Origin of the sequence: Pseudoalteromonas sp. PAB 2.2 (genome assembly GCF_001938575.1) — a bacterium.
GTDB lineage: Bacteria > Pseudomonadota > Gammaproteobacteria > Enterobacterales > Alteromonadaceae > Pseudoalteromonas > Pseudoalteromonas lipolytica.
In genome coordinates, this window is the sequence record NZ_LYPI01000012.1 from 43,866 (window position 1) to 62,135 (window position 18,270).

Genomic DNA, 18,270 nt, shown 5'->3' on the forward strand with positions numbered 1-18,270 from the left:
GTTAAGGGGCCGCCGAATAGAGCTATACCTTTACATCAGCAGCATAATCAATGCTCCCGCGATCATAAATAAGTTTTCAGATAGCGATACAAATCCAAGTGGCACACTGCTATCGCCGCCTACACAGGCACACTTTAACTGGCGTTTGTCAATGTAAACGGCTTTGAAAACTGAAATTGCTCCAACTGTGCCGATAAACAATGAAAATGGTGCCACTGCGAGAGGCTGTAGTTGGGCAACCATACCAATACCTGCATATGCTTCAATGAAGGGATAAATATAACCATATCTTATCCATCTCATCGCTAGTAAATCATAAGTAATAAACGAATTTGTGAAACTGTATAGGTCTTTCAGTTTTTGCACCGCTAAGAGCGTCATTGAAAAAGCTATAAATAGCATCAGTGTTCTGATGGAGATAAATGAGCCGGAAGCAAAATGTTGAGATGCGACAGCAAGAAGTGCAGCTATCGAGAAAATGGCTACAACTGGCGTGTAGGTTGTGCCAGTTTGACCTGCTTCATCTTTACCAAAATACTCTCTTAAGTCATCGTATCCTCCGACACGCTTTCCTTCAATAAAGGTTTGTGGCGTAGTTTTGACATCATGCTTATCTTTGAAGTCATCAGCTTGTTGTCTTGACGTGAGCTTATGATCTTCTACATCATACCCTTGCCTCTCCAGCAAATCTTTCGACCTTAAACCATAGGGGCAGATATGTTCGTCAGTGACCATTCTGTACAGGGTAGCTGTCTTAGTCATCTTAGCCTCCTTTGTTCAGTGTGCCTTCAAACTTTGGGAGCGGTCGTTGCTCAGCCTGAGCTTGTGAGCTGACCTTTCCATTTTCAGAAATATCCTTAATCAGCCATTCCATTTCTTTTATTTCTTTTCGTTGGGCTTTAATAATACCATTTGCCAATTCACGCACGCGTACATCCTCCAAAGTTGAATGCTCACTAGTAAGAATAGCAATGGAGTGATGAGGAATCATCGCTTTCATGTAGGCAGTGTCAGAAATTGTGCTTTGAGAGCGAACAAGATAAAGACATATGGCGAACAGTATTGTCGCCAATAGAAAAATAGCCATGTTGAGCTTCTTGTTACTGTACATGCCAAGCATAAAGGCCAGCATGATCATTGCCATACCTGCTCCCATATACAACGACATATAGATACGCGTTTCACTAAACCATATATGTGATACTGCGTAAGTGTTGAGATACATCATGACAAACATAGCAATGGTTGAGGTGATGATCATTGCAGCAAATCTTGAGTATTTCATAAGTAATCCTTACATTGATAGTGTAAATATTTCCCACTGTTAGCCTATTATTCTCTACATGTGGTCATGTTCTCGAAAAATTGCAAGTAATGAGCCAGTATCAATAAGAGTATTTGTAATACGATTGACTCAATTTCAGCGCAATTATTGTGAATCAGTACTAATCTACACATTTCGGTGTAAGAGTTTATGGGCAAAAAATCTTCTTTGAAGGAGATCAAATCAGCTTATATTTAGAGTTTGAGTTTTGAACTTGTGATAGACACAGGCGGAATTGGCTTTAGTTAACAATCTAATGTGGGAACTCAAAGTACTACAAGCTGAGCTTCAACAAATGTAAGCTCGTGTACAAGTGAAGACACAGTTAAAGCATGTGGAAGAATTAATCTTGATAGTTAGAGTTGTCATTTATTTCACTTTTTAAATGAACGAATATTGATCTTTTATCTCGTTCATGTTCGAAAGCTAAAAGTTTCCTACACATGAAAGTGGTTTTGCAAGAGTATCTACTAGAGAACAAGATTTGAATGCTCAACTGTTCAGTTGGGCTATTATGGTTGTAAAAAAATATTATAAGGCAATGTGTCTGGTACTTCGGTTAGAAATGAAAAAAGTTAAAGAAGCTAATCGATTTCATCAGGTAGGGTGATGAGGTAATAGTTACTCGCCTTGATCGGCTAGGCCGATCATTAAAGTCTATTCTTGAGGACATTGAAAGTACTCACAAACGGGGCGATTGTTCAAAGATTATTAATGGTTCTGTCAGTACAAAAAATGATAATCCGTTTACCAGTTTCATTCATAATCTGCGCAATTAGCAATAATGACGTGCGTTCATAACGGTCATAAAGAGCAATCCCCCTGCGCTGAAATAATGCTTATTCCTTCATTGGATATAAGCGAACAGCTTAAGTTAAATGAAATTACTCAAATTACCTTATTAAACTTGTCACAGGGAGAGCATGAGTTTCATTGTCAGATACAAATGTATCGCGGCGTCTTAAAAGTAATTTAGTTTTAAATAGGTCTTTTTACACACCTGAACGAGCAAAAGTAACTTAACAAAAGGCTTCTCGAAAACATTACGAGAAGCCTCTAAATTAAAGTTAAGATTTGTATTTACTGTAAACAATTCTATATAGAACAGGCAAAACAACTAAAGTAAGTAAAGTAGAGGAAATAATCCCTCCAATTACCACCGTTGCTAATGGCCTCTGAACTTCAGCCCCAGTTCCGACGTTTAATGCCATAGGAATGAAACCTAAGCTAGCAACCAAAGCGGTCATTAATACAGGGCGAAGCCTGATAGTTGCACCTTCGATAATTGAGTTTATTAGCTCTCCTGTTTCAAGTAATCGCTGTTTAATGAATGACAGCATCACCAGTCCATTTAATACAGCTATCCCTGAAAGAGCGATAAATCCAACAGCAGCAGAAATTGAAAGAGGCATGTCTCTTAACCACAAAGCCAATACGCCGCCTGTAAGTGCTAAAGGCACACCACTAAATATGATCAGGGCATCTTTTATTGAACTAAATGCTATGACAAGCAGTGTCAAAATTACAAACAATGTGGCAGGTACTACGATGGATAATCTTTGCGTTGCACTCTCAAGTTGCTCAAATGTTCCGCCGTACTCAAGCCAATAACCAGCAGGCAATTCAACATTTTGTTGAATTTTTTGCTGTGCCTCTTGTACGAATGAGCCTAGATCTCGGTTTCTAACATTTGCTGTAATTACAATTCGTCGCTTACCATTTTCTCGGCTTATTTGACTTGGAACTGTCGTATAATTTAACTCTGCAACTTCGCTTACAGGTACAAACTCACCACTTTCTGTCGCGATTGGCAAATTACCTAGCTGATCAAGGTTGGCTCTCAACAGCTCAGGATATCTAACTACAATTTCAAATCGACGATCACCTTCGAATATTAACCCTGCGCCTTCACCTGACACGACTGTTTTTAACCAAGACTGTAAGTCGCTTGCATCCAACCCGTATAGCGCTAATGCTTCAGGCTTGGGGTTAACGGTAAAGATAGGCACGTCATCAACTTGTTCGAGCCGCGCATCAGCAACACCTGAAATTGTATTGAGTGTAGCCAAAACTTCTTGTGCAGAAATGACAAGTTGGGATAGATCATCACCGTAGAGCTTAATCCCTAAATCAGCTCTTACTCCGCTAATTAATTCGTTAAATCGCATCTGAATTGGTTGAGTAAACTCATAATTATTGCCGGGAATAGAGCTGAGATCTTTTTCCAGCCTTTCAACAAAATCCTCTTTCGTTAAATTAGGGTCGGGCCATTGCTCTCTCGGCTTTAATATCAGAAAAGTATCAGTCACATTTGGCGGCATCGCGTCTGTCGCAACTTCTGCTGTGCCCGTTTTTGAAAACACCGTAACAACTTCATCATATTTCATAATTTGTTGTTCAAGTACCTTCTGCATTTCTACAGCTTGGTCAATACCCGTGCCCGGAATACGCATCGCGTGCAGTGCAATGTCACCTTCATTAAGTTGAGGAACAAATTCAGATCCTAATTTACTACCAAGTAATATGCTAAATGTCACAAGTAAAGCAGCGCCGCAAACAACTAGCCAACGTAGTTTTAAAGCCCACTTCAAAACAGGACTATAAACTGACTTAGCGCCGACAATTACTGGACTTTCTTTTTCGCTGATTTTGCCTTTCAAGAATAAAGCAACCGCAGCGGGGACTAGCGTGAAGGTAAATACCATTGCAGACAATAGAGCGATTATCACCGTTGCGGCCATCGGATGAAACATTTTGCCCTCGACACCCGATAAGGTAAACAAAGGTAAATAGACAATCGTTATGATCAATACGCCAAAAACACTAGGTCGTATAACCTCATTGGTAGCAGAATAAACAATGTCTAGGCGTTCTTTCAGGGAAATGACAGAACTATTTCGTTTTTGGCTTTCTGCTAACCGCCTAATGCAGTTCTCAACGATTATTACCGCGCCATCGACAATCAATCCAAAATCTAAGGCTCCCAGACTCATTAAATTCGCAGAGACTTTGCTTTGAACCATGCCCGTGATTGTTGCCAACATTGCCAAAGGAATTACTGCGGCGGTAATCAAAGCGGCGCGTATGTTACCCAGTAATAGGAACAATACGAAGATAACCAGTAATGCACCTTCAATAAGATTTTTCTGTACGGTGCTAATTGCTTTATCAACCAGAGTTGTCCTGTCATATAAGGGAACTATGGACACGCCTTGAGGTAAACTGTTTTGGATTTCACTAAGCTTGTCACCAACAGCCAATGCCACCGAGCGTGAATTTTCTCCTACCAGCATCATTGCGGTGCCAATCACACTTTCCTTGCCTTCCAGTGATGCAGCTCCTGTCCTTAGCTCTTTTCCTATCGCAACTTCGGCGACATCTTTAACTTTTACAAGTGTGCCGTCGTCGCTTTTTATAATGACGTTTTGGATGTCTTGAATAGATTGCAACTGAGCTTGTGAACGAACAAGAATTTGCTGTCCGCTTCTTTCGATGAATCCAGCCCCTTGATTTGCATTATTTCGCATTATTGCATTTGATAGTGCTTCACTGGTAATACCGAAGTGCAACATCCTTAACGGATCGGGATTGATATGGTATTGCTTTTTATAGCCACCAATTGCATTGATTTCCGTAATCCCTTTAACCAATGCAAGTTGTGGTTTCACTACCCAGTCATGGATCTCCCTTAACGCCATCGCATCATAGGGTAAGCCATTATTCTGCTTTGCACTTTCGTCGGCAGTTATACTGTACATGTATATTTCACCGAGGCCCGTAGCAATTGGTCCCATTTCTGGTTCAATGCCAAACGGTAGTTGCTCCTTAATTGCGCTAAGTCGCTCATTGATTAGGTTTCTGGCAAAATACAAATCTGTGCCTTCTTCAAACACAACAGTCACTTGCGACAGGCCATATCGAGAAAGTGAACGGGTATAATCCAGCTTAGGTAAACCCGCCAAGCCCGTTTCGACGATAAACGTAATCCGTTGCTCTGTTTCCAAAGGTGAATAACCTTGAGCCTGCGTGTTTATTTGTACCTGTACATTGGTTATATCTGGCACAGCGTCAATAGGTAGCTTCTGATAGTTCCATATTCCTAAAGCGATGATAAACAAGGCCATAAGCAACATAGTACCACGTCTACGGATAGATAATTCTAGTATCCAAGCGATCATATTTTCACCTCGATAATACTGAAGCCAATATGTAGAGGACAAAAAGGTCGGAGATTAGTGTTCATGTCCAGCCTCCGATTTTTTTAGATCAGCAACTAGCAGATAACTGTTCTTTACAACCACACTTTCGCCGACGTTCAAACCGTCGATGATAGCAATATTGATAGCGTCTGAAGCGCCAGTTTTTACGGCGCTAGGGTGGTATTCATTGCCTTCTTTAATAAAAACAACATCTTTGCCTTCAAACTCTTGAATGGCTCCTTTTGGCACAACAACTGGAGCAGAGTGTTGACTGGTCGTAACCGCACCTTTAATTACAGTGCCAAGCGGCCACTTGTTGGTTTTGTTATCCAATTTTACAAATGCCAATGAGTATGGCTTGTCGTTTAGTGATGGTGTTAAATAGCTAATTTGCGCACTTTGATTAAATTCAGTGCTATGAATTAGCACCTGCTGGTTAGCGTTAACCTTACTTAGCTGAGTAGGAAACACTGATAGTTGTGCCCAAACCACGTCAAAATTGGCTATTGTCAGCAAGTTTTCACCATTTGTAAGCTCGCCAATATTGGCTTGCCTAGCGACTATACGCCCAGACATTGGTGCTTTTATCGAATATTGATTTAAGCTCTCATTGGATTCAATCACTACCAACGTTTCACCTTTTTTGACCTCTTCGCCGAGATTGACTTTTACTTCCTTAATAACACCATCGAATCTAGCGTTAACGTGCGCAAGTGAGGCAGGATCGGCAACGATTTTTCCATATACAACTTCTTCGTTATGAATAACACCGCTAGTTGCTGCTACTGTTTCAATGCTGTTTTGTTTAGCCATCTCAACAGACATAGAGACTATTTCATCTTTGTGTTCTTCACTGGCTGAGGTCGTGATGGAGGTGAAACCAATTACAGCAACAAGCATTAATTTGAAAAGGCTGATTGGTGAATTTAATATATTTTTCTTTTTCATGATTAATTCTCAATAAAGCTTGAAAGTTGGCTTTCTGTATTGCCGGAAGAAATTAATGGAATGCCTGATAAGGACTCAATGGAGGCGCTTTGTTTGTGAACCTCACTTGCGGCAAAAATAAGCGCATATTGCATCTCAATAAGCTCTTTTTGAACTGAAACTAGCTCTAAATAACTAAAGCGCCCGTCCGAATAGGCTTTTTGCACTAATGACAAAGCACTTTCTTGAGGCGGAATAATACTGGTTTGTAAGGTTTCAACCGTAAGGCGAGCCTCTTCCTGAGCCGCATAAAATGTCGCTAATTGGCTGTAAATTGCTCGCTCACTGGCTTTCCGTTGCTGCTCAACTTCATCGAGTTTTGCTTTTTGAGATTGATAGCTGCCTCTATTTCTATCACTCGTAAACAGAGGGACGCTAATTCCTGCAACCAACGCAGTCTCATTGCTACCTTCAAGTCTTTTCACACCTGCGCTCCACGTTATATTAGCGTGGCTTTGTGCGTTGATTGATTGTAATTGAGCTTGCTGAATTCTCGATTGCTCTGCATAAGCTAATATATGAGGACTTTGAGAAAGTTGAGCCATGATGTATTCGAGTGATATTGTTTTGGGAAGTGCAAATAAATCGCCTGATACACGAGAGAATTGCGGTGATTGTTCTCCCCACATAATAGCTAACTTACGAACACTGGCCTCTAACTGCTTGGAAATGGTTAGCGTCTTTAGTCGAGCTGTTGCTAAAGCTGCATCAGCTCGTTTTTGCTCTGATGACGGTGCCGAACCAACACGAACTTTTTTGGAGACAGTTTGATAGGTTTCTCGTGCTAGCTTTTCTGCATTTTCATTGACGAGCATGATTTGCTGTAACGTCAAAACATCGATATAGCGAGCTGCTACTTCACCCAAAATATCGAGTGTTTGTATTCTTTTTTCAACAGCTATTGCTTGCTGTTGGGCATTAACATAAAGCTTTCTGCTATTTACCTTATCTCCCAATTCCACCACGGAAGATATTGATAAGGTAAGTTCAGCGTCGCTGAATCCAGATACATCACCTGTACCTGCAAAGTTTTCCAATTCAGCGCTGACGTTATATTCAGGTTTTAACCCTGCGGTAGCTAACTCGCCGTCTAAACGCTTTTGTTTGTATTTAAAAGCTGTTAGCTGTGGGTTGTTTGCAAGTGTTCGTTGTATTGCCTCTGACAATGAAACTGAATCAACAGTTAAGTCATTTGCAAATACATTATTAGTTGTCACTAAAAACGACAACAGAAGCAACCGTTTTACTTTCTTCCAAGCAAGTACGGGGGCCTTAAAATAAGACATATTCATATTTTGTCCTGTTTATTTTATGAAACGAGCGTTGGCTTCACCGCCTAACGCGCCAATTAAATAAAAGGACTAACTTTTGGGAGGTCGAAGTAATCTGGAAGGGGGAGCTTCAATGACTACTTTTAAATAATCAAATACCTGACTTGATTTGAAATCAATGTCTCTACTGATGTAAACATGCGTAGCAAACTGTACATGCGAGCCATTGCAGTGTCCGCAATGATGACAATCAGCGGGGTTGTGTTGGTCATTATCTGCTGATGATTGTATTAATTTTTCAGAAGAAATGTGGTCATCTAAAGCATGAACATGCTCGGTTTTTATATGCTCGGAATCAACAATATGAACATCAGCAACTTTTGCCACAGCAGAAAATGACTGAAGTAATATCAGCACTATCATGATGTATGCAGGGAATTGTTTAATATTCATTTCGTTTCAACTATCTCTTAGTTATGCCAATGTTAACACTATCGTTTAGCTTGCGTCACGACATTGCTCGTCTATGAACTCTATTTCAATTGTTGTATGAGCAAAATCAAACTCTTTAAGCTCCTGTCGCAACTCTAGCTTGTACGATTTCAGCTCTTCGTTAGATATTTCAGTGTTTAAAACAATATGGGCGGTTAAAACGTTGTGTTCACCATCAAGTGACCAGATGTGTAAGTGATGTACTTCACCCACAATGGCTTTAGAAACTATTTTCGATTTAATATTTTCAATAAGATCAATATCTGGTGTCGCTTGCAAGAAGAGCATAAGTGTCGTTTTCAGTGTTCTTACAACATTAAATAAAATAAAAAGGGTAAACCCAATTGATAAAATAGGATCGAGTATGGGCCATTCAACAAACATCAATACGATTGATACAATAAATATAGCTATCCAACCTAAAACGTCTTCAAGCAAGTGCCAGTTTAAAACTCGTTCATTTAAGGTCTTTCCATGACTTAGCTTATAGGCAGCGTAACCGTTTACCACCATGCCAAAAATAGCTAATAAAAGCATTCCTTCGACTTGAGGCATTTCGGGGTTAGCTAATCTTGGTATGGCCTCAATTAGTATAAAAACAGAACCAACAGTTAATACCAAACCGTTAATCAATGCGCCAAGCAATGAAAAGCGCTTGTAACCATATGAAAACTGGCTAGAGGCAGGCTTGTTACTGAGCTTATTTAATCCCCATGCGGTGCCTATGGAGATGCTATCTCCTAAATCATGGATAGCATCTGCCATGATTGCCGTACTATTGGTTAACCAACCTCCGATAAATTCGATGATGGTAAACGTGAGGTTTAGAAAAAAAGCCCAGCCAATGCGTCTCGAAGCGTCCTCATCATTGTGAGGGTGATCATGACCGTGAGAGTGGTTATGCATGTTGAGCCTCGGCGGTTACATTTTTTCTTCTAAGCCTTTGTACATTCCAATTAATGATATGACGGATAAAGTTTTGGTACGCCCAACGTTTAATACCCGTTAGATTGGTTCCCTGCTCAGCATAGAATTCATCGGGTGAGTCATAAAAGCCAAAGTCGTCGTGTATGCCTTCTTTTTGAATATAAGTATCTTTACCAACCCAGTTCGTCTCTGGGTTACTTATGCAGGTAGTAGCTATTCCATAACCACAAAAATTATCTTTAGCTTGACTGAATTTGGATTGAATTGAACTTAGGTAAGCTTCGTCGAGAATGAAGCCTTCTAAATTGATCCACTTACCTTCATAGAGCACTTCTACCCAGCTATGGATAATGGATTTTGGGGCAAGCCAAAATACATAAGAAGGAATAGCGCCTTTCTGAAGCTGTTGGTCAATCGTGAAACCATGAAATCGGCACTGAATACCAAGCGCTCGGAATAGAGCCATTAACAAGTTTCCCTTGGTATTGCACTGTCCATAGCCATCCGCTAAAACTTCACTCGCAGATATATCATCGCTGCGGTTGTAACCAAACTGAATCTCATCTTTAACAAAGGTGTAAGCAGCTCCTATTGTGTTGTATTCATCCATTGTATTCCAATTCCGATCTGCTATTAGAGATTGGATGCTGTGATCATCTAAGTCTAATATTTGTGTTTTCTCTAAATAATTAGCACTCATTATCCATCTCCTTTAAGAACATGATTTTGATTTACTTCCACTACAGCTATTGTTTTCGCTTGTTAACTCTGCGTTGCTCAGCTCTTTCTTCGCATCAGTAATAATCAGGTAAGCCCCTCTTAAAATTAGGGTTGCAATCACACTACCAATCACAATGTCAGGCCAGCGAGAATCAAGTAGCATCACTAAAACACCAGCAGCAATGACCCCCAAGTTTGCGATCACATCGTTGGCTGAAAATATCCAGCTTGCACGCATATGGACTTCACCATTGCTTTGCATTCTGATTAAAACTAAACAAATGACGTTTGCTATTAATGCTACAAAACCAAAGCCGATCATGAACCAAGAGTGAGGCTCACCTTCTCCGAGTCTTCTTACTATGTCAAAGATTACCAGTATTCCGAGTGTCAGCTGAAAGTAACCGCTGATAAGGGCTGCATTGGCTTTATGCTTTAAAGATCGGCTCACGGCATATAGAGCAATACCATAGACAATTGCGTCAGCCAGCATATCCATTGAATCTGCTATCAAAGCCGTTGAGTTTGCATATAGGCCCACAGTAATCTCAACGCAGAACATAACCGCATTAATACCTAGCAACCAATACAGCACATGTTTTTGTTTCGCATCTTTTAGTTCGACTTCGCAACCACAACCACTCATTGCACGGCCTTAGTTATTTGCTTGATAACTTAACTATAAAGTCTATAGTGACTATAGAGTCAAGATTTAGGACTAAAGTTTTATGAAGATAGGTGAACTTTCAAAAACGACAGGGTGTTCGATACAAACAATTCGGTATTACGAGAAAGAAGGGTTGCTTTCAACTCCTGAACGTACTGAAGGGAATTACAGGTTATACGGTGAACGGGCTTTAAAAGAATTAGAGTTTATAAAGCATTGCCGAAGTTTGGATATCCCTCTAACAGATGTTAAACGCCTTATGGAACTGAAAAATAAGCCAGAAGAAAGCTGTGCAAGTGTTAATAAGCTCATTGCTCAACAATTGGCCTTAGTTAACAATCGAATGAGAGAACTCAAAGCACTAAAAGCTGAGCTTCAACAAATGGCAAGTTTGTGTACAACTGAAAACACCATTGAAGCGTGTGGAATAATTAAGTCACTTGATAGTTAGAATTGTCATTCATTTTCTATCCGTGTTGTGTACGAATAACTATATTTTATTACGTTCATGTACGAAATTTATTTAATGTACTTTCGTTCACTTGATTGTTAAGATGTACGAAAGTTACAGGTTTCGTACATATGAAAGTTGGTTTTGCAAGAGTCTCAACTAAAGAGCAAGATTTAAATATTCAACTGTCCAAGTTGGACGCTCATGGCTGTGAAAAAATATTTCAAGGAAAACAGTCAGGTGCTTCCATTAGAAATGAAGAAAAGCTAAAGGAACTCATCGATTTTATCAGGGAGGGTGATGAGGTAATTGTTACTCGCCTTGATCGGCTAGGCCGATCATTAAAGTCTATTCTTGAGGCTATTGAAAGTATCCACAAAAAGGGGGCTTGTTTAAATATTATCGACGGCTCTCTCAATACTAAAAATGATAATCCGTTTGCCACCGCCATGATCAACCTATGTGGAGTATTCGCTCAACTTGAGCGGGATCTTATAAAAGCCAGAACCGCAGAAGGTCGCGAAGAAGCGAAGGCTAAAGGCAAACATATGGGTAGGTTGCCTGCTTTATCAGACAAACAAGCGAAAGAATTATATAAAGATAAATTAAATGGTGAATCGATCTCTGCATTAGCGAAGAAATATTCTGTTAGCCGCCCGACGGTTCATCGAACTATTGAAAGAATGGAACAAAAAAATAATAAATAAAAGGAGATGTTATGTGGTCTGATAAAGAGTCAAAAATTGACTTCTTAAACTTTAATGAAACGGCTGAGTCGATTAAAGATCTTATCACTGAAAAGGAATTAATGCCTATTAGTATAGGTGTCTTTGGTGATTGGGGCGCTGGAAAATCCACGATTCTTGAACTTACCAAAGCATCTTTGGAAACTGATGAACAAGAATATATACAAGTGCATTTCGATGCATGGACTTTCCAAGGATACGATGACGCTAAAGCAGCGCTATTAGAAACAATTGCATCTACTTTAGTAAAAAAAGCAGCAGACGATAAAAATCTAAGTGCAAAAGCAATAGAGTTTGCTGGACGAATAGATAAGATCAGACTGATGGGACTGCTAATGGATGGTGGTGCAGCATTAGCTGGTATACCGACTATGGGTGGTATACAGAAGATCATGGGACTATTCAGTGGTGGTGACGATGGTGAACTTGATGTTGATGATGTAAAAGGTGCTGTCGATGGCGCTAAGGATGTTGCGAAGAAAAACAAAGGTTTGATCAAAGATAAGAAATCATTCTCACCTCCTAAAGAAATTAAAGAATTCCGAAAAGCATATTCTGATCTGTTAAAGGAGTTTGATAAGCCACTTATTGTCTATGTCGATAATTTAGATCGCTGCTCTCCATTTAATGCCATTTCAACACTTGAGGCGATCAGATTATTTCTATTTTTACCAAATACCGCATTTGTCATTGCCGCCGATGAAGACATGATCCGTTTGGCAGTACCTGAATATCACAAAGGTGCATCTCAACGACATCAAACTGATTATTTAGACAAGCTTATTCAAATTCCTGTGCATGTACCAAGGCCCGGTGTTCTTGAGATAAGGGCATATTTAATGATGCTCACCGCTCAAGACCACGGAGTGACAGATGCTCAGTTAGAAGCGATAAGATGTGCCCTTGAAGAATCATTAAGGCTTTCTTGGAAACAACCACAAATTACCGTTGATGAGCTTCTTCAGGATCACGATATCGAAAAGCATTCAGGACTCAGAAGCAAATTTGTAGTTGCTGAACAGTTAGCTCCACTATTAGCTGAATCCACAAACATTAACGGTAACCCTCGCATAGTTAAGCGATTACTCAATCAAGTTAAGATGAGAAAGAAAACGGCTCACCGTCGAGGAATGCAGCTTGACGAGAAAACTATCACTAAGCTGGTAATTTTTGAGAGGTGCTTAGGCACTCAGGCTACTAACAAGCTTTATGAATTAATTGATAAGGAAAACGGATATCCAAAAGTTTTAGCGGATCTCGAAAATTCAGAAGTTGAATTTGATGAAATAAAGTTACCTGAAGAGTGGAAACTCGACCTAGCTTTTATTGATAAATGGTCAAAATTACCTCCAATGTTTACTGAGATGGATTTGACTCCAGCGGCGTATCTGAGTCGAGAAAGCATTCCAATGGGCGCTGTTAATGCGGTAATGTCAGGAGCCGCTCAAAAACTTGTAGAAGACTTAATGAAGCAAAAGGTAAGGGTCAGTGGCGTTAACTCTACTGCGATTACCACAACTCCTAAGGAAGAATACATGTCAGTCATGGATGGTTTGATTGAAAACTTTAAGTTGATTGGTGATTGGACTGAAAGACCTACAGGCATTTATGGAGCAGTGCTACTTGCCAAGCAGGATGATAAATGTTGTTTAAGTCTTCTTACATTCTTAAAAAGCTTGCCCCGACAAAGGTGGCTTAATCCAATTTTAAAAGAACTAGAGGGAACTAAGTAAAATGGGTACGTCCGCATCGTCAACAGGACCGAATAACAAGAGTCCGCTAATTCCATCGTGGGCAGAGCAAGGAGACCCCGTCACGATAGAACCTGCATCAGGTACTGATGGGGATGATCAAACAGGCTTTGACAGTGGTCAAGCAGATGATCAGAATGACAATAGTAACGATATTGACAATGACAAGGTTCAACAAGAAATCGGCGGTTCACCAACAGCAACACCGCCTCCAAATAGGTTTGCTAGTGCAAGAAGAGCATTTGGTAAGTACGCTCAAACAGGTGGATCAACTTCGGATCTAAGGCGTTCATTAAAAAGTTACTCTAGAAAAGGCTCTGGTGGAGGTAAGAGTACTAGCCGGAGACTAGCAAGCGGCATAACTGCTGGTTCTGGATTGCTTGGTTTCATGCGTGGCGACACAGTAACGGTTAATAATCAAAGCTTATCATTAGGTGATCTAACTGGGCTATCGACTGACCAAGCAATTGACAAAATTGCTAGCCATTTAGCGCCTCATAATGCCGATTCGGATGCTGTAAGAGTTGCGTTGGATTACGCACTAGAGGAAGCATTACCCGATACTGAAGAGTTTGATCCTAACAGTTTTACCGACGAAGTTATCCAAGAAGCCATAGGTTGTTATTTAACAGATCTTATATTTCAGGATGTGGTTGAAGGCATGGGCAGAGCTTGGTTTCATGTAGAGCCAGCAAGCAAGCATCATCAAATGGAAGTTGAATTAAGGGAATTAATAAAAGTGATCACACAAGAACAGTTAGACAAAGTAACTAATGGCAACCCCAGTACTATCAGTAAGGAAAATATTACTAAAATTCAAGCCGATGCTATTGCCATGACAGTTGATGAGTGGGAGAGCTTTGATGACTAATTTTTATTTTAATCATGACCCAGCTAACTTGCCTGATTTTTCTAATGATTGTCATCCTGTCCAGATGTTCCATACGCATCAAAATGACATCACTAAGCACAGCTTAGTGTCAAAACAACTACTACAAACAGTTCGTGATTTGGGATTGAATGTAGATGCTGATGCAATAGATCTGATAACAATTGCAACCGCTGTTACCGCCGCTGATACATTTGAATTGAGGGATAATGCAGAAAATGCATGGGCTAGAAAAATGCATTTACATGTTCCTGTTACCGATGAGGATATGTGGAATACTGTTGAGCCTGAACTAAGTTCTTTGCTCAACTTTCTAACGGGCGATCAATGGCAGTTTACTTTTGAAAAAACAACTATGCCGATGCCGACTCCTAAAACAAGTGAGCAAGCGAAAGCAAAATCATTAATTGGACTCAACTCAGTCTGCCTTTTTTCAGGAGGTCTTGATAGCGCAGTTGGTGCAATTGACATTTTAAACGGAGAGTCAGCCTTAAAACCGCTTTTGGTTAGTCACGCTTATCGTGGTGATGGCGCAAAACAGGAAGATATTAAGCATTTATTGTCCCCGCCATTCGGCGAATTGTCCTATTCAATGTCTCCTCATATTATCAAGCAGTTAGAAGGTAAAACTGACATTAGCATGAGGGGAAGAAGCTTCAACTTCCTAGCTATGGCGGTACTTGGTATATCAGCCTTAAGAAATGCTAATTGCGATAGCAGTATTGAAACTATTGTCGTCCCTGAGAATGGCTATATTTCTATAAATCCACCGCTTACCAGAAGACGGATTGGTAGCCATAGTACTAGAACTACTCATCCTAATTTTCTAAGCAGGCTTGAATCTTTGCTTAGAGACACTGGGTTTCATGTCAAATTTGTAAACTCCTATCAATTCAAAACTAAAGGTGAAATGTTAGCGGAATGTGTTGATCAAGACGCAATTAGAAAAGCAGTTCCTCTGAGTGTTTCTTGTAGTCATTGGCACAGAGAGCATAAACAGTGTGGGCATTGTGTACCTTGCCTTATTCGAAGAGCGTCAGTTTTTCATGCTGGTTTTACACAAGATGCGCCATACAAGACAAAGCGGTTGAGAGGTCTTATTAAAGAAAAAGATACTCGCGATGATCTCCAAGCGGTTCAAACTGCCATTATCCGGTTGAAACAGACTGACAATTATCGTTCTTGGCTTCGAAAGTCAGGACCAATACCACAAGATAAAGATATACGAGAAAAACTAGAATCAACTATTAAGCGAGGATTAGCAGAGGTTGAATTATTTCTCCAAGCGGATAAATCATCATGATGGATCTTCATTGCCATGTTGATTTATATCCAGATCATAAAGAGGTATTGAACGACATAAAAAGCAGTAATTATTACGTGCTATCAGTAACTACGGTGCCTTCAGCTTTTGAAGGTACTGTTCAGTTAACAAGTGGCATAAAACACTGTAAAACGGCTTTGGGGCTTCACCCTCAACTTGCTCATTTAAGGAAAAATGAACTACCTCTATTCGATAAGCTAGTTGATAGAACTAGATATATTGGAGAAATTGGGCTGGATGGCTCAAAAGGTTATGCTGATTACTTTGATGATCAATTAGAGGTTTTCACGCATATTTTGAAAAAATGTGAAGACTTTGATAACAAAATACTAACTATCCATAGTCTTAATGCGACAGGTGAAGTACTTGAACAACTTAAGTTATACCCCAATGCTGGTACTTCTATTCTTCATTGGTTTTTAGGTACTAAGAAGCAAGTTCTAGAAGCCGTCGAGCTAGGCTGTTTCTTTTCTATTGGGCCAGCCATGCTTACTTCAGCCAGAGCTAAAAAAGTAATATCGTGGATACCTCAAGATAGGATTTTACTCGAAACTGATGGCCCTTTCGCCAAAGTGGCGGGGAATATTCTGTTTCCTTCAAGTGTTGGCACTGTTACTGAATATCTGGCTGAAATTTGGTGTAAAAATAAGGCTTCGATAATTGAGCAACTGTCAGCAAACCTTAGGTGTTTAACATCAGTCAAGTAACTAATTATACGTCACGTAATCTTATAACAATTTTATTCAGGTTTAATCGATTTGTTTGAAGTATTTGTATTAGCTATAGCACTCAGTATGGACGTGTTTGCAGTATCCATAGGCTTAGGTTCTAAAAAAGTAGCAAATGCTGAAAAACTCTTTATTAAAGCCGTTGCTTATTTTGGATTTTTCCAAGGCTTTATACCTCTTTTAGGCTATTACAGCGGTAAAGGATGATCATCTTGGATTGAAGATTATGCACCTTGGATAGCTTTTATTTTGCTATTATTTATCGGTGGCAAAAATGATTTATGAGTCCCAATCTGAAGGAATTGAAGAAGATATTGCTAATGTTACTCATCGTGTGCTATTTGTTCTTGCTATTGCCGCCAGTATTGATGCAATGGCGGCAGGTTATGCAATCACATTGCTTGAGGTAGACATAGCCGTAGCTTGCTTGATAATAGGCGTCACGACGTTTGCCTTTAGCTAGATTGGTGTGAATATCGGCGAAAGAAGTGGCGTATGGCTGGAGTCTAAAGCTGAACTATTTGGTGGTTTAGTGTTAATCGCAATCGCATTTAAGATATTACTTGGTTGGCACAGAACCACCGAATACTAGGCTACTTACCTGAGCAACATGCATTGCCTTCTTGAATAGGAGGACACTTAACTGTTCCATAAGAGCAGTAAACGCAACAATCACCTTTGAACGGTTTAAGTAGTGCTTTACAGCTTTCGCATTCGTAATACCATTGGCAAGCGTTTGTAGGCATGGTTTCAACTTTGCTAAATCCACATTCAGGGCAAGTTATCTTAGATTTTAATTCTATACCTTGCATACTGGTTCCTTAATGGGCTTAACAATATCTAAAATAGACATTACGACCATCCAAATGATCCCAAAGTAAAATAAGTAAGTGCTCCAGTCGTATTGCCATAAAGGATAAAGGGTCAGCAATACTGCAATTGGGCCAATGACACTTAAAATGCCTCTTAATGACTCTCGATGTTGATACCAATTATAGAAATTAACTAACAACGCTAGTGAAGCAAATAATGGCAATAAGGTGTTCACCGCTATCCCTTCAAAATGTGAAAGAAAACCTAACCCAAGAGCAGATGCCAATGAGCCGAGCGCAGGAAAACATGCTGTGCAACTAAGGGCGGCTAGCCAAACGCCACCAGAACCTACTTTATCTAGAATTTTATTGATCATAACTATCTACCTCAATTTTTAAGGTAGTATAAACTCCGTACATAAGTACGGGGTCAATAGCTATTTAAGTGAATTTATTACCGGGCAGGATTGAGGGTCTTGATTGGCCTTGCAAGAATCTGTCATATCTTGAATTACTTTCTCTAACCGCTGTAAATCAGCAATTTTATTACGGATGAGATTAAGTTTTTGCAATCCCATCGATTCTATATCAGCGCAACTGCCACTTTGTGACATCAGTGATTCAATTTCTTTCAGCGTAAACCCTAATGCTTTAGCTTTCAGAATAAATTTGAGTTGATTAGCGTGTGTCTCGTCATACTTTCGATAACCTGATTCGGGTTTTGGAGGCTGCTCTATTAAACCTTGGCGCTCATAAAAGCGGATCGTTTCAACATTGATATCTAAATCTTTTGCCAGTTTTCCAATGGTTCTCATAAACATACTCTTTAGAAGCAGAGACATCATTATACAATTAATGCGGATTGCCTAAACTCAATTTTATTGCATGAACGGGGTCGCTAAGCGTCCGCTTTGTAGAATTAAGTTCACATATCCAGATCACTCTGACCGTCTCTTGTTCGCTCTTGCTGCCTGTCAGGTGA

General features: G+C 39.9%; 20 protein-coding genes and 1 pseudogene. 9 read left to right on the forward strand and 12 right to left on the reverse strand.

Going from position 1 to position 18,270, the window contains the following annotated elements; all coding sequences use genetic code 11:
• Positions 1 to 30: 30 nt before the first annotated feature.
• Together BWD47_RS11540 and BWD47_RS11545 are read right to left on the reverse strand one after the other, a co-directional pair.
• Positions 31 to 762: a MauE/DoxX family redox-associated membrane protein gene (locus BWD47_RS11540; RefSeq protein ID WP_016708238.1), complete on the reverse strand. Its 732-nt coding sequence runs from the start codon at positions 760 to 762 to the stop codon at positions 31 to 33.
• Between the two features lies 1 nt (position 763).
• The gene (locus BWD47_RS11545; protein WP_016708237.1) at positions 764 to 1,285 is read right to left on the reverse strand and encodes a DUF305 domain-containing protein; all 522 of its coding nucleotides are present in this window, start codon (positions 1,283 to 1,285) and stop codon (positions 764 to 766) included.
• 698 nt (positions 1,286 to 1,983) lie between these two features.
• On the opposite strand from BWD47_RS11545, the gene BWD47_RS20360 reads away from it, so the two are divergent.
• Both BWD47_RS20360 and BWD47_RS11550 read left to right on the forward strand, forming a co-directional pair.
• On the forward strand, positions 1,984 to 2,103 hold the full coding sequence (locus BWD47_RS20360) for a hypothetical protein (protein WP_353683143.1): 120 nt from the start codon (positions 1,984 to 1,986) through the stop codon (positions 2,101 to 2,103).
• A 56-nt stretch (positions 2,104 to 2,159) separates the two neighbouring features.
• The gene (locus tag BWD47_RS11550; protein ID WP_229677580.1) at positions 2,160 to 2,300 is read left to right on the forward strand and encodes a cupredoxin domain-containing protein; all 141 of its coding nucleotides are present in this window, start codon (positions 2,160 to 2,162) and stop codon (positions 2,298 to 2,300) included.
• 91 nt (positions 2,301 to 2,391) lie between these two features.
• Here BWD47_RS11550 and BWD47_RS11555 read toward each other — a convergent pair whose 3' ends face one another.
• From BWD47_RS11555 to BWD47_RS11585, 7 genes are all read right to left on the reverse strand, one after another.
• Entirely contained in the window at positions 2,392 to 5,502 is a 3,111-nt protein-coding gene (locus BWD47_RS11555; RefSeq protein WP_016708236.1) for an efflux RND transporter permease subunit, read from the reverse strand.
• A 54-nt stretch (positions 5,503 to 5,556) separates the two neighbouring features.
• Positions 5,557 to 6,471, reverse strand: a complete 915-nt coding sequence (locus BWD47_RS11560; RefSeq protein WP_016708235.1) for an efflux RND transporter periplasmic adaptor subunit — start codon at positions 6,469 to 6,471, stop codon at positions 5,557 to 5,559.
• Between the two features lie 2 nt (positions 6,472 to 6,473).
• Positions 6,474 to 7,802, reverse strand: a complete 1,329-nt coding sequence (locus BWD47_RS11565) for a TolC family protein (RefSeq protein ID WP_029216105.1) — start codon at positions 7,800 to 7,802, stop codon at positions 6,474 to 6,476.
• 69 nt (positions 7,803 to 7,871) lie between these two features.
• Positions 7,872 to 8,234 (reverse strand): hypothetical protein, encoded by a 363-nt coding sequence (locus BWD47_RS11570; protein ID WP_016708233.1) that lies wholly within the window; start codon positions 8,232 to 8,234, stop codon positions 7,872 to 7,874.
• Between the two features lie 45 nt (positions 8,235 to 8,279).
• Positions 8,280 to 9,179, reverse strand: coding sequence for a cation diffusion facilitator family transporter (locus BWD47_RS11575; protein WP_016708232.1), 900 nt, complete (start codon positions 9,177 to 9,179; stop codon positions 8,280 to 8,282).
• The gene (locus BWD47_RS11580) at positions 9,172 to 9,900 is read right to left on the reverse strand and encodes a transglutaminase family protein (RefSeq protein WP_016708231.1); all 729 of its coding nucleotides are present in this window, start codon (positions 9,898 to 9,900) and stop codon (positions 9,172 to 9,174) included. The genes BWD47_RS11575 and BWD47_RS11580 overlap by 8 nt, the downstream gene beginning before the upstream one ends.
• A 12-nt stretch (positions 9,901 to 9,912) precedes the next feature.
• Complete coding sequence (locus BWD47_RS11585) at positions 9,913 to 10,566, reverse strand: cation transporter (protein ID WP_016708230.1); 654 nt, start codon at positions 10,564 to 10,566, stop codon at positions 9,913 to 9,915.
• A gap of 82 nt (positions 10,567 to 10,648) precedes the next feature.
• Between BWD47_RS11585 and cadR the strand changes: the two genes are divergently transcribed.
• From cadR to BWD47_RS11620, 7 genes and pseudogenes are all read left to right on the forward strand, one after another.
• Positions 10,649 to 11,038, forward strand: coding sequence for a Cd(II)/Pb(II)-responsive transcriptional regulator (gene cadR / locus BWD47_RS11590; protein WP_016708229.1), 390 nt, complete (start codon positions 10,649 to 10,651; stop codon positions 11,036 to 11,038).
• 131 nt (positions 11,039 to 11,169) lie between these two features.
• Positions 11,170 to 11,745 carry a recombinase family protein gene (locus BWD47_RS11595; protein ID WP_062566150.1) on the forward strand — a complete coding sequence of 192 codons (576 nt, stop codon included), beginning with the start codon at positions 11,170 to 11,172 and terminating at the stop codon, positions 11,743 to 11,745.
• A gap of 11 nt (positions 11,746 to 11,756) precedes the next feature.
• Positions 11,757 to 13,517 (forward strand): P-loop NTPase fold protein, encoded by a 1,761-nt coding sequence (locus tag BWD47_RS11600; RefSeq protein WP_075594017.1) that lies wholly within the window; start codon positions 11,757 to 11,759, stop codon positions 13,515 to 13,517.
• Position 13,518: 1 nt separating this feature from the next.
• Positions 13,519 to 14,406: a hypothetical protein gene (locus tag BWD47_RS11605; RefSeq protein WP_075594018.1), complete on the forward strand. Its 888-nt coding sequence runs from the start codon at positions 13,519 to 13,521 to the stop codon at positions 14,404 to 14,406.
• Positions 14,399 to 15,727 carry a Qat anti-phage system QueC-like protein QatC gene (gene qatC, locus BWD47_RS11610; RefSeq protein ID WP_075594019.1) on the forward strand — a complete coding sequence of 443 codons (1,329 nt, stop codon included), beginning with the start codon at positions 14,399 to 14,401 and terminating at the stop codon, positions 15,725 to 15,727. The genes BWD47_RS11605 and qatC overlap by 8 nt, the downstream gene beginning before the upstream one ends.
• Positions 15,724 to 16,455, forward strand: a complete 732-nt coding sequence (qatD, locus tag BWD47_RS11615; RefSeq protein ID WP_016708224.1) for a Qat anti-phage system TatD family nuclease QatD — start codon at positions 15,724 to 15,726, stop codon at positions 16,453 to 16,455. Before qatC ends, qatD begins: the two co-directional genes overlap by 4 nt.
• Positions 16,456 to 16,506: 51 nt before the next feature.
• Positions 16,507 to 17,068, forward strand: a pseudogene (locus BWD47_RS11620) (manganese efflux pump MntP family protein).
• 1 nt (position 17,069) lies between these two features.
• Here BWD47_RS11620 and BWD47_RS20260 read toward each other — a convergent pair.
• Genes BWD47_RS20260 through BWD47_RS11635 form a run of 3 tightly spaced genes read right to left on the reverse strand, consistent with a single transcriptional unit; the run spans position 17,070 to position 18,103 of the window.
• Complete coding sequence (locus tag BWD47_RS20260) at positions 17,070 to 17,288, reverse strand: GDCCVxC domain-containing (seleno)protein (RefSeq protein WP_062566147.1); 219 nt, start codon at positions 17,286 to 17,288, stop codon at positions 17,070 to 17,072.
• Positions 17,276 to 17,665 (reverse strand): organomercurial transporter MerC, encoded by a 390-nt coding sequence (gene merC, locus BWD47_RS11630; protein WP_016708222.1) that lies wholly within the window; start codon positions 17,663 to 17,665, stop codon positions 17,276 to 17,278. The genes BWD47_RS20260 and merC overlap by 13 nt, the downstream gene beginning before the upstream one ends.
• A gap of 60 nt (positions 17,666 to 17,725) precedes the next feature.
• Positions 17,726 to 18,103, reverse strand: a complete 378-nt coding sequence (locus BWD47_RS11635; protein ID WP_075594020.1) for a MerR family transcriptional regulator — start codon at positions 18,101 to 18,103, stop codon at positions 17,726 to 17,728.
• Between the last annotated feature and the right edge of the window lie 167 nt (positions 18,104 to 18,270).

Coding starts and splice junctions, on each gene's coding strand:
- BWD47_RS11540 (WP_016708238.1), bottom strand. CDS start 762: ATGACTAAGACAGCTACCCTGTACAGAATGGTCACTGACGAACATATC.
- BWD47_RS11545 (WP_016708237.1), bottom strand. CDS start 1,285: ATGAAATACTCAAGATTTGCTGCAATGATCATCACCTCAACCATTGCT.
- BWD47_RS11550 (WP_229677580.1), top strand. CDS start 2,160: ATGCTTATTCCTTCATTGGATATAAGCGAACAGCTTAAGTTAAATGAA.
- BWD47_RS11555 (WP_016708236.1), bottom strand. CDS start 5,502: ATGATCGCTTGGATACTAGAATTATCTATCCGTAGACGTGGTACTATG.
- BWD47_RS11560 (WP_016708235.1), bottom strand. CDS start 6,471: ATGAAAAAGAAAAATATATTAAATTCACCAATCAGCCTTTTCAAATTA.
- BWD47_RS11565 (WP_029216105.1), bottom strand. CDS start 7,802: ATGAATATGTCTTATTTTAAGGCCCCCGTACTTGCTTGGAAGAAAGTA.
- BWD47_RS11570 (WP_016708233.1), bottom strand. CDS start 8,234: ATGAATATTAAACAATTCCCTGCATACATCATGATAGTGCTGATATTA.
- BWD47_RS11575 (WP_016708232.1), bottom strand. CDS start 9,179: ATGCATAACCACTCTCACGGTCATGATCACCCTCACAATGATGAGGAC.
- BWD47_RS11580 (WP_016708231.1), bottom strand. CDS start 9,900: ATGAGTGCTAATTATTTAGAGAAAACACAAATATTAGACTTAGATGAT.
- BWD47_RS11585 (WP_016708230.1), bottom strand. CDS start 10,566: ATGAGTGGTTGTGGTTGCGAAGTCGAACTAAAAGATGCGAAACAAAAA.
- cadR (WP_016708229.1), top strand. CDS start 10,649: ATGAAGATAGGTGAACTTTCAAAAACGACAGGGTGTTCGATACAAACA.
- BWD47_RS11595 (WP_062566150.1), top strand. CDS start 11,170: ATGAAAGTTGGTTTTGCAAGAGTCTCAACTAAAGAGCAAGATTTAAAT.
- BWD47_RS11600 (WP_075594017.1), top strand. CDS start 11,757: ATGTGGTCTGATAAAGAGTCAAAAATTGACTTCTTAAACTTTAATGAA.
- BWD47_RS11605 (WP_075594018.1), top strand. CDS start 13,519: ATGGGTACGTCCGCATCGTCAACAGGACCGAATAACAAGAGTCCGCTA.
- qatC (WP_075594019.1), top strand. CDS start 14,399: ATGACTAATTTTTATTTTAATCATGACCCAGCTAACTTGCCTGATTTT.
- qatD (WP_016708224.1), top strand. CDS start 15,724: ATGATGGATCTTCATTGCCATGTTGATTTATATCCAGATCATAAAGAG.
- BWD47_RS20260 (WP_062566147.1), bottom strand. CDS start 17,288: ATGCAAGGTATAGAATTAAAATCTAAGATAACTTGCCCTGAATGTGGA.
- merC (WP_016708222.1), bottom strand. CDS start 17,665: ATGATCAATAAAATTCTAGATAAAGTAGGTTCTGGTGGCGTTTGGCTA.
- BWD47_RS11635 (WP_075594020.1), bottom strand. CDS start 18,103: ATGAGAACCATTGGAAAACTGGCAAAAGATTTAGATATCAATGTTGAA.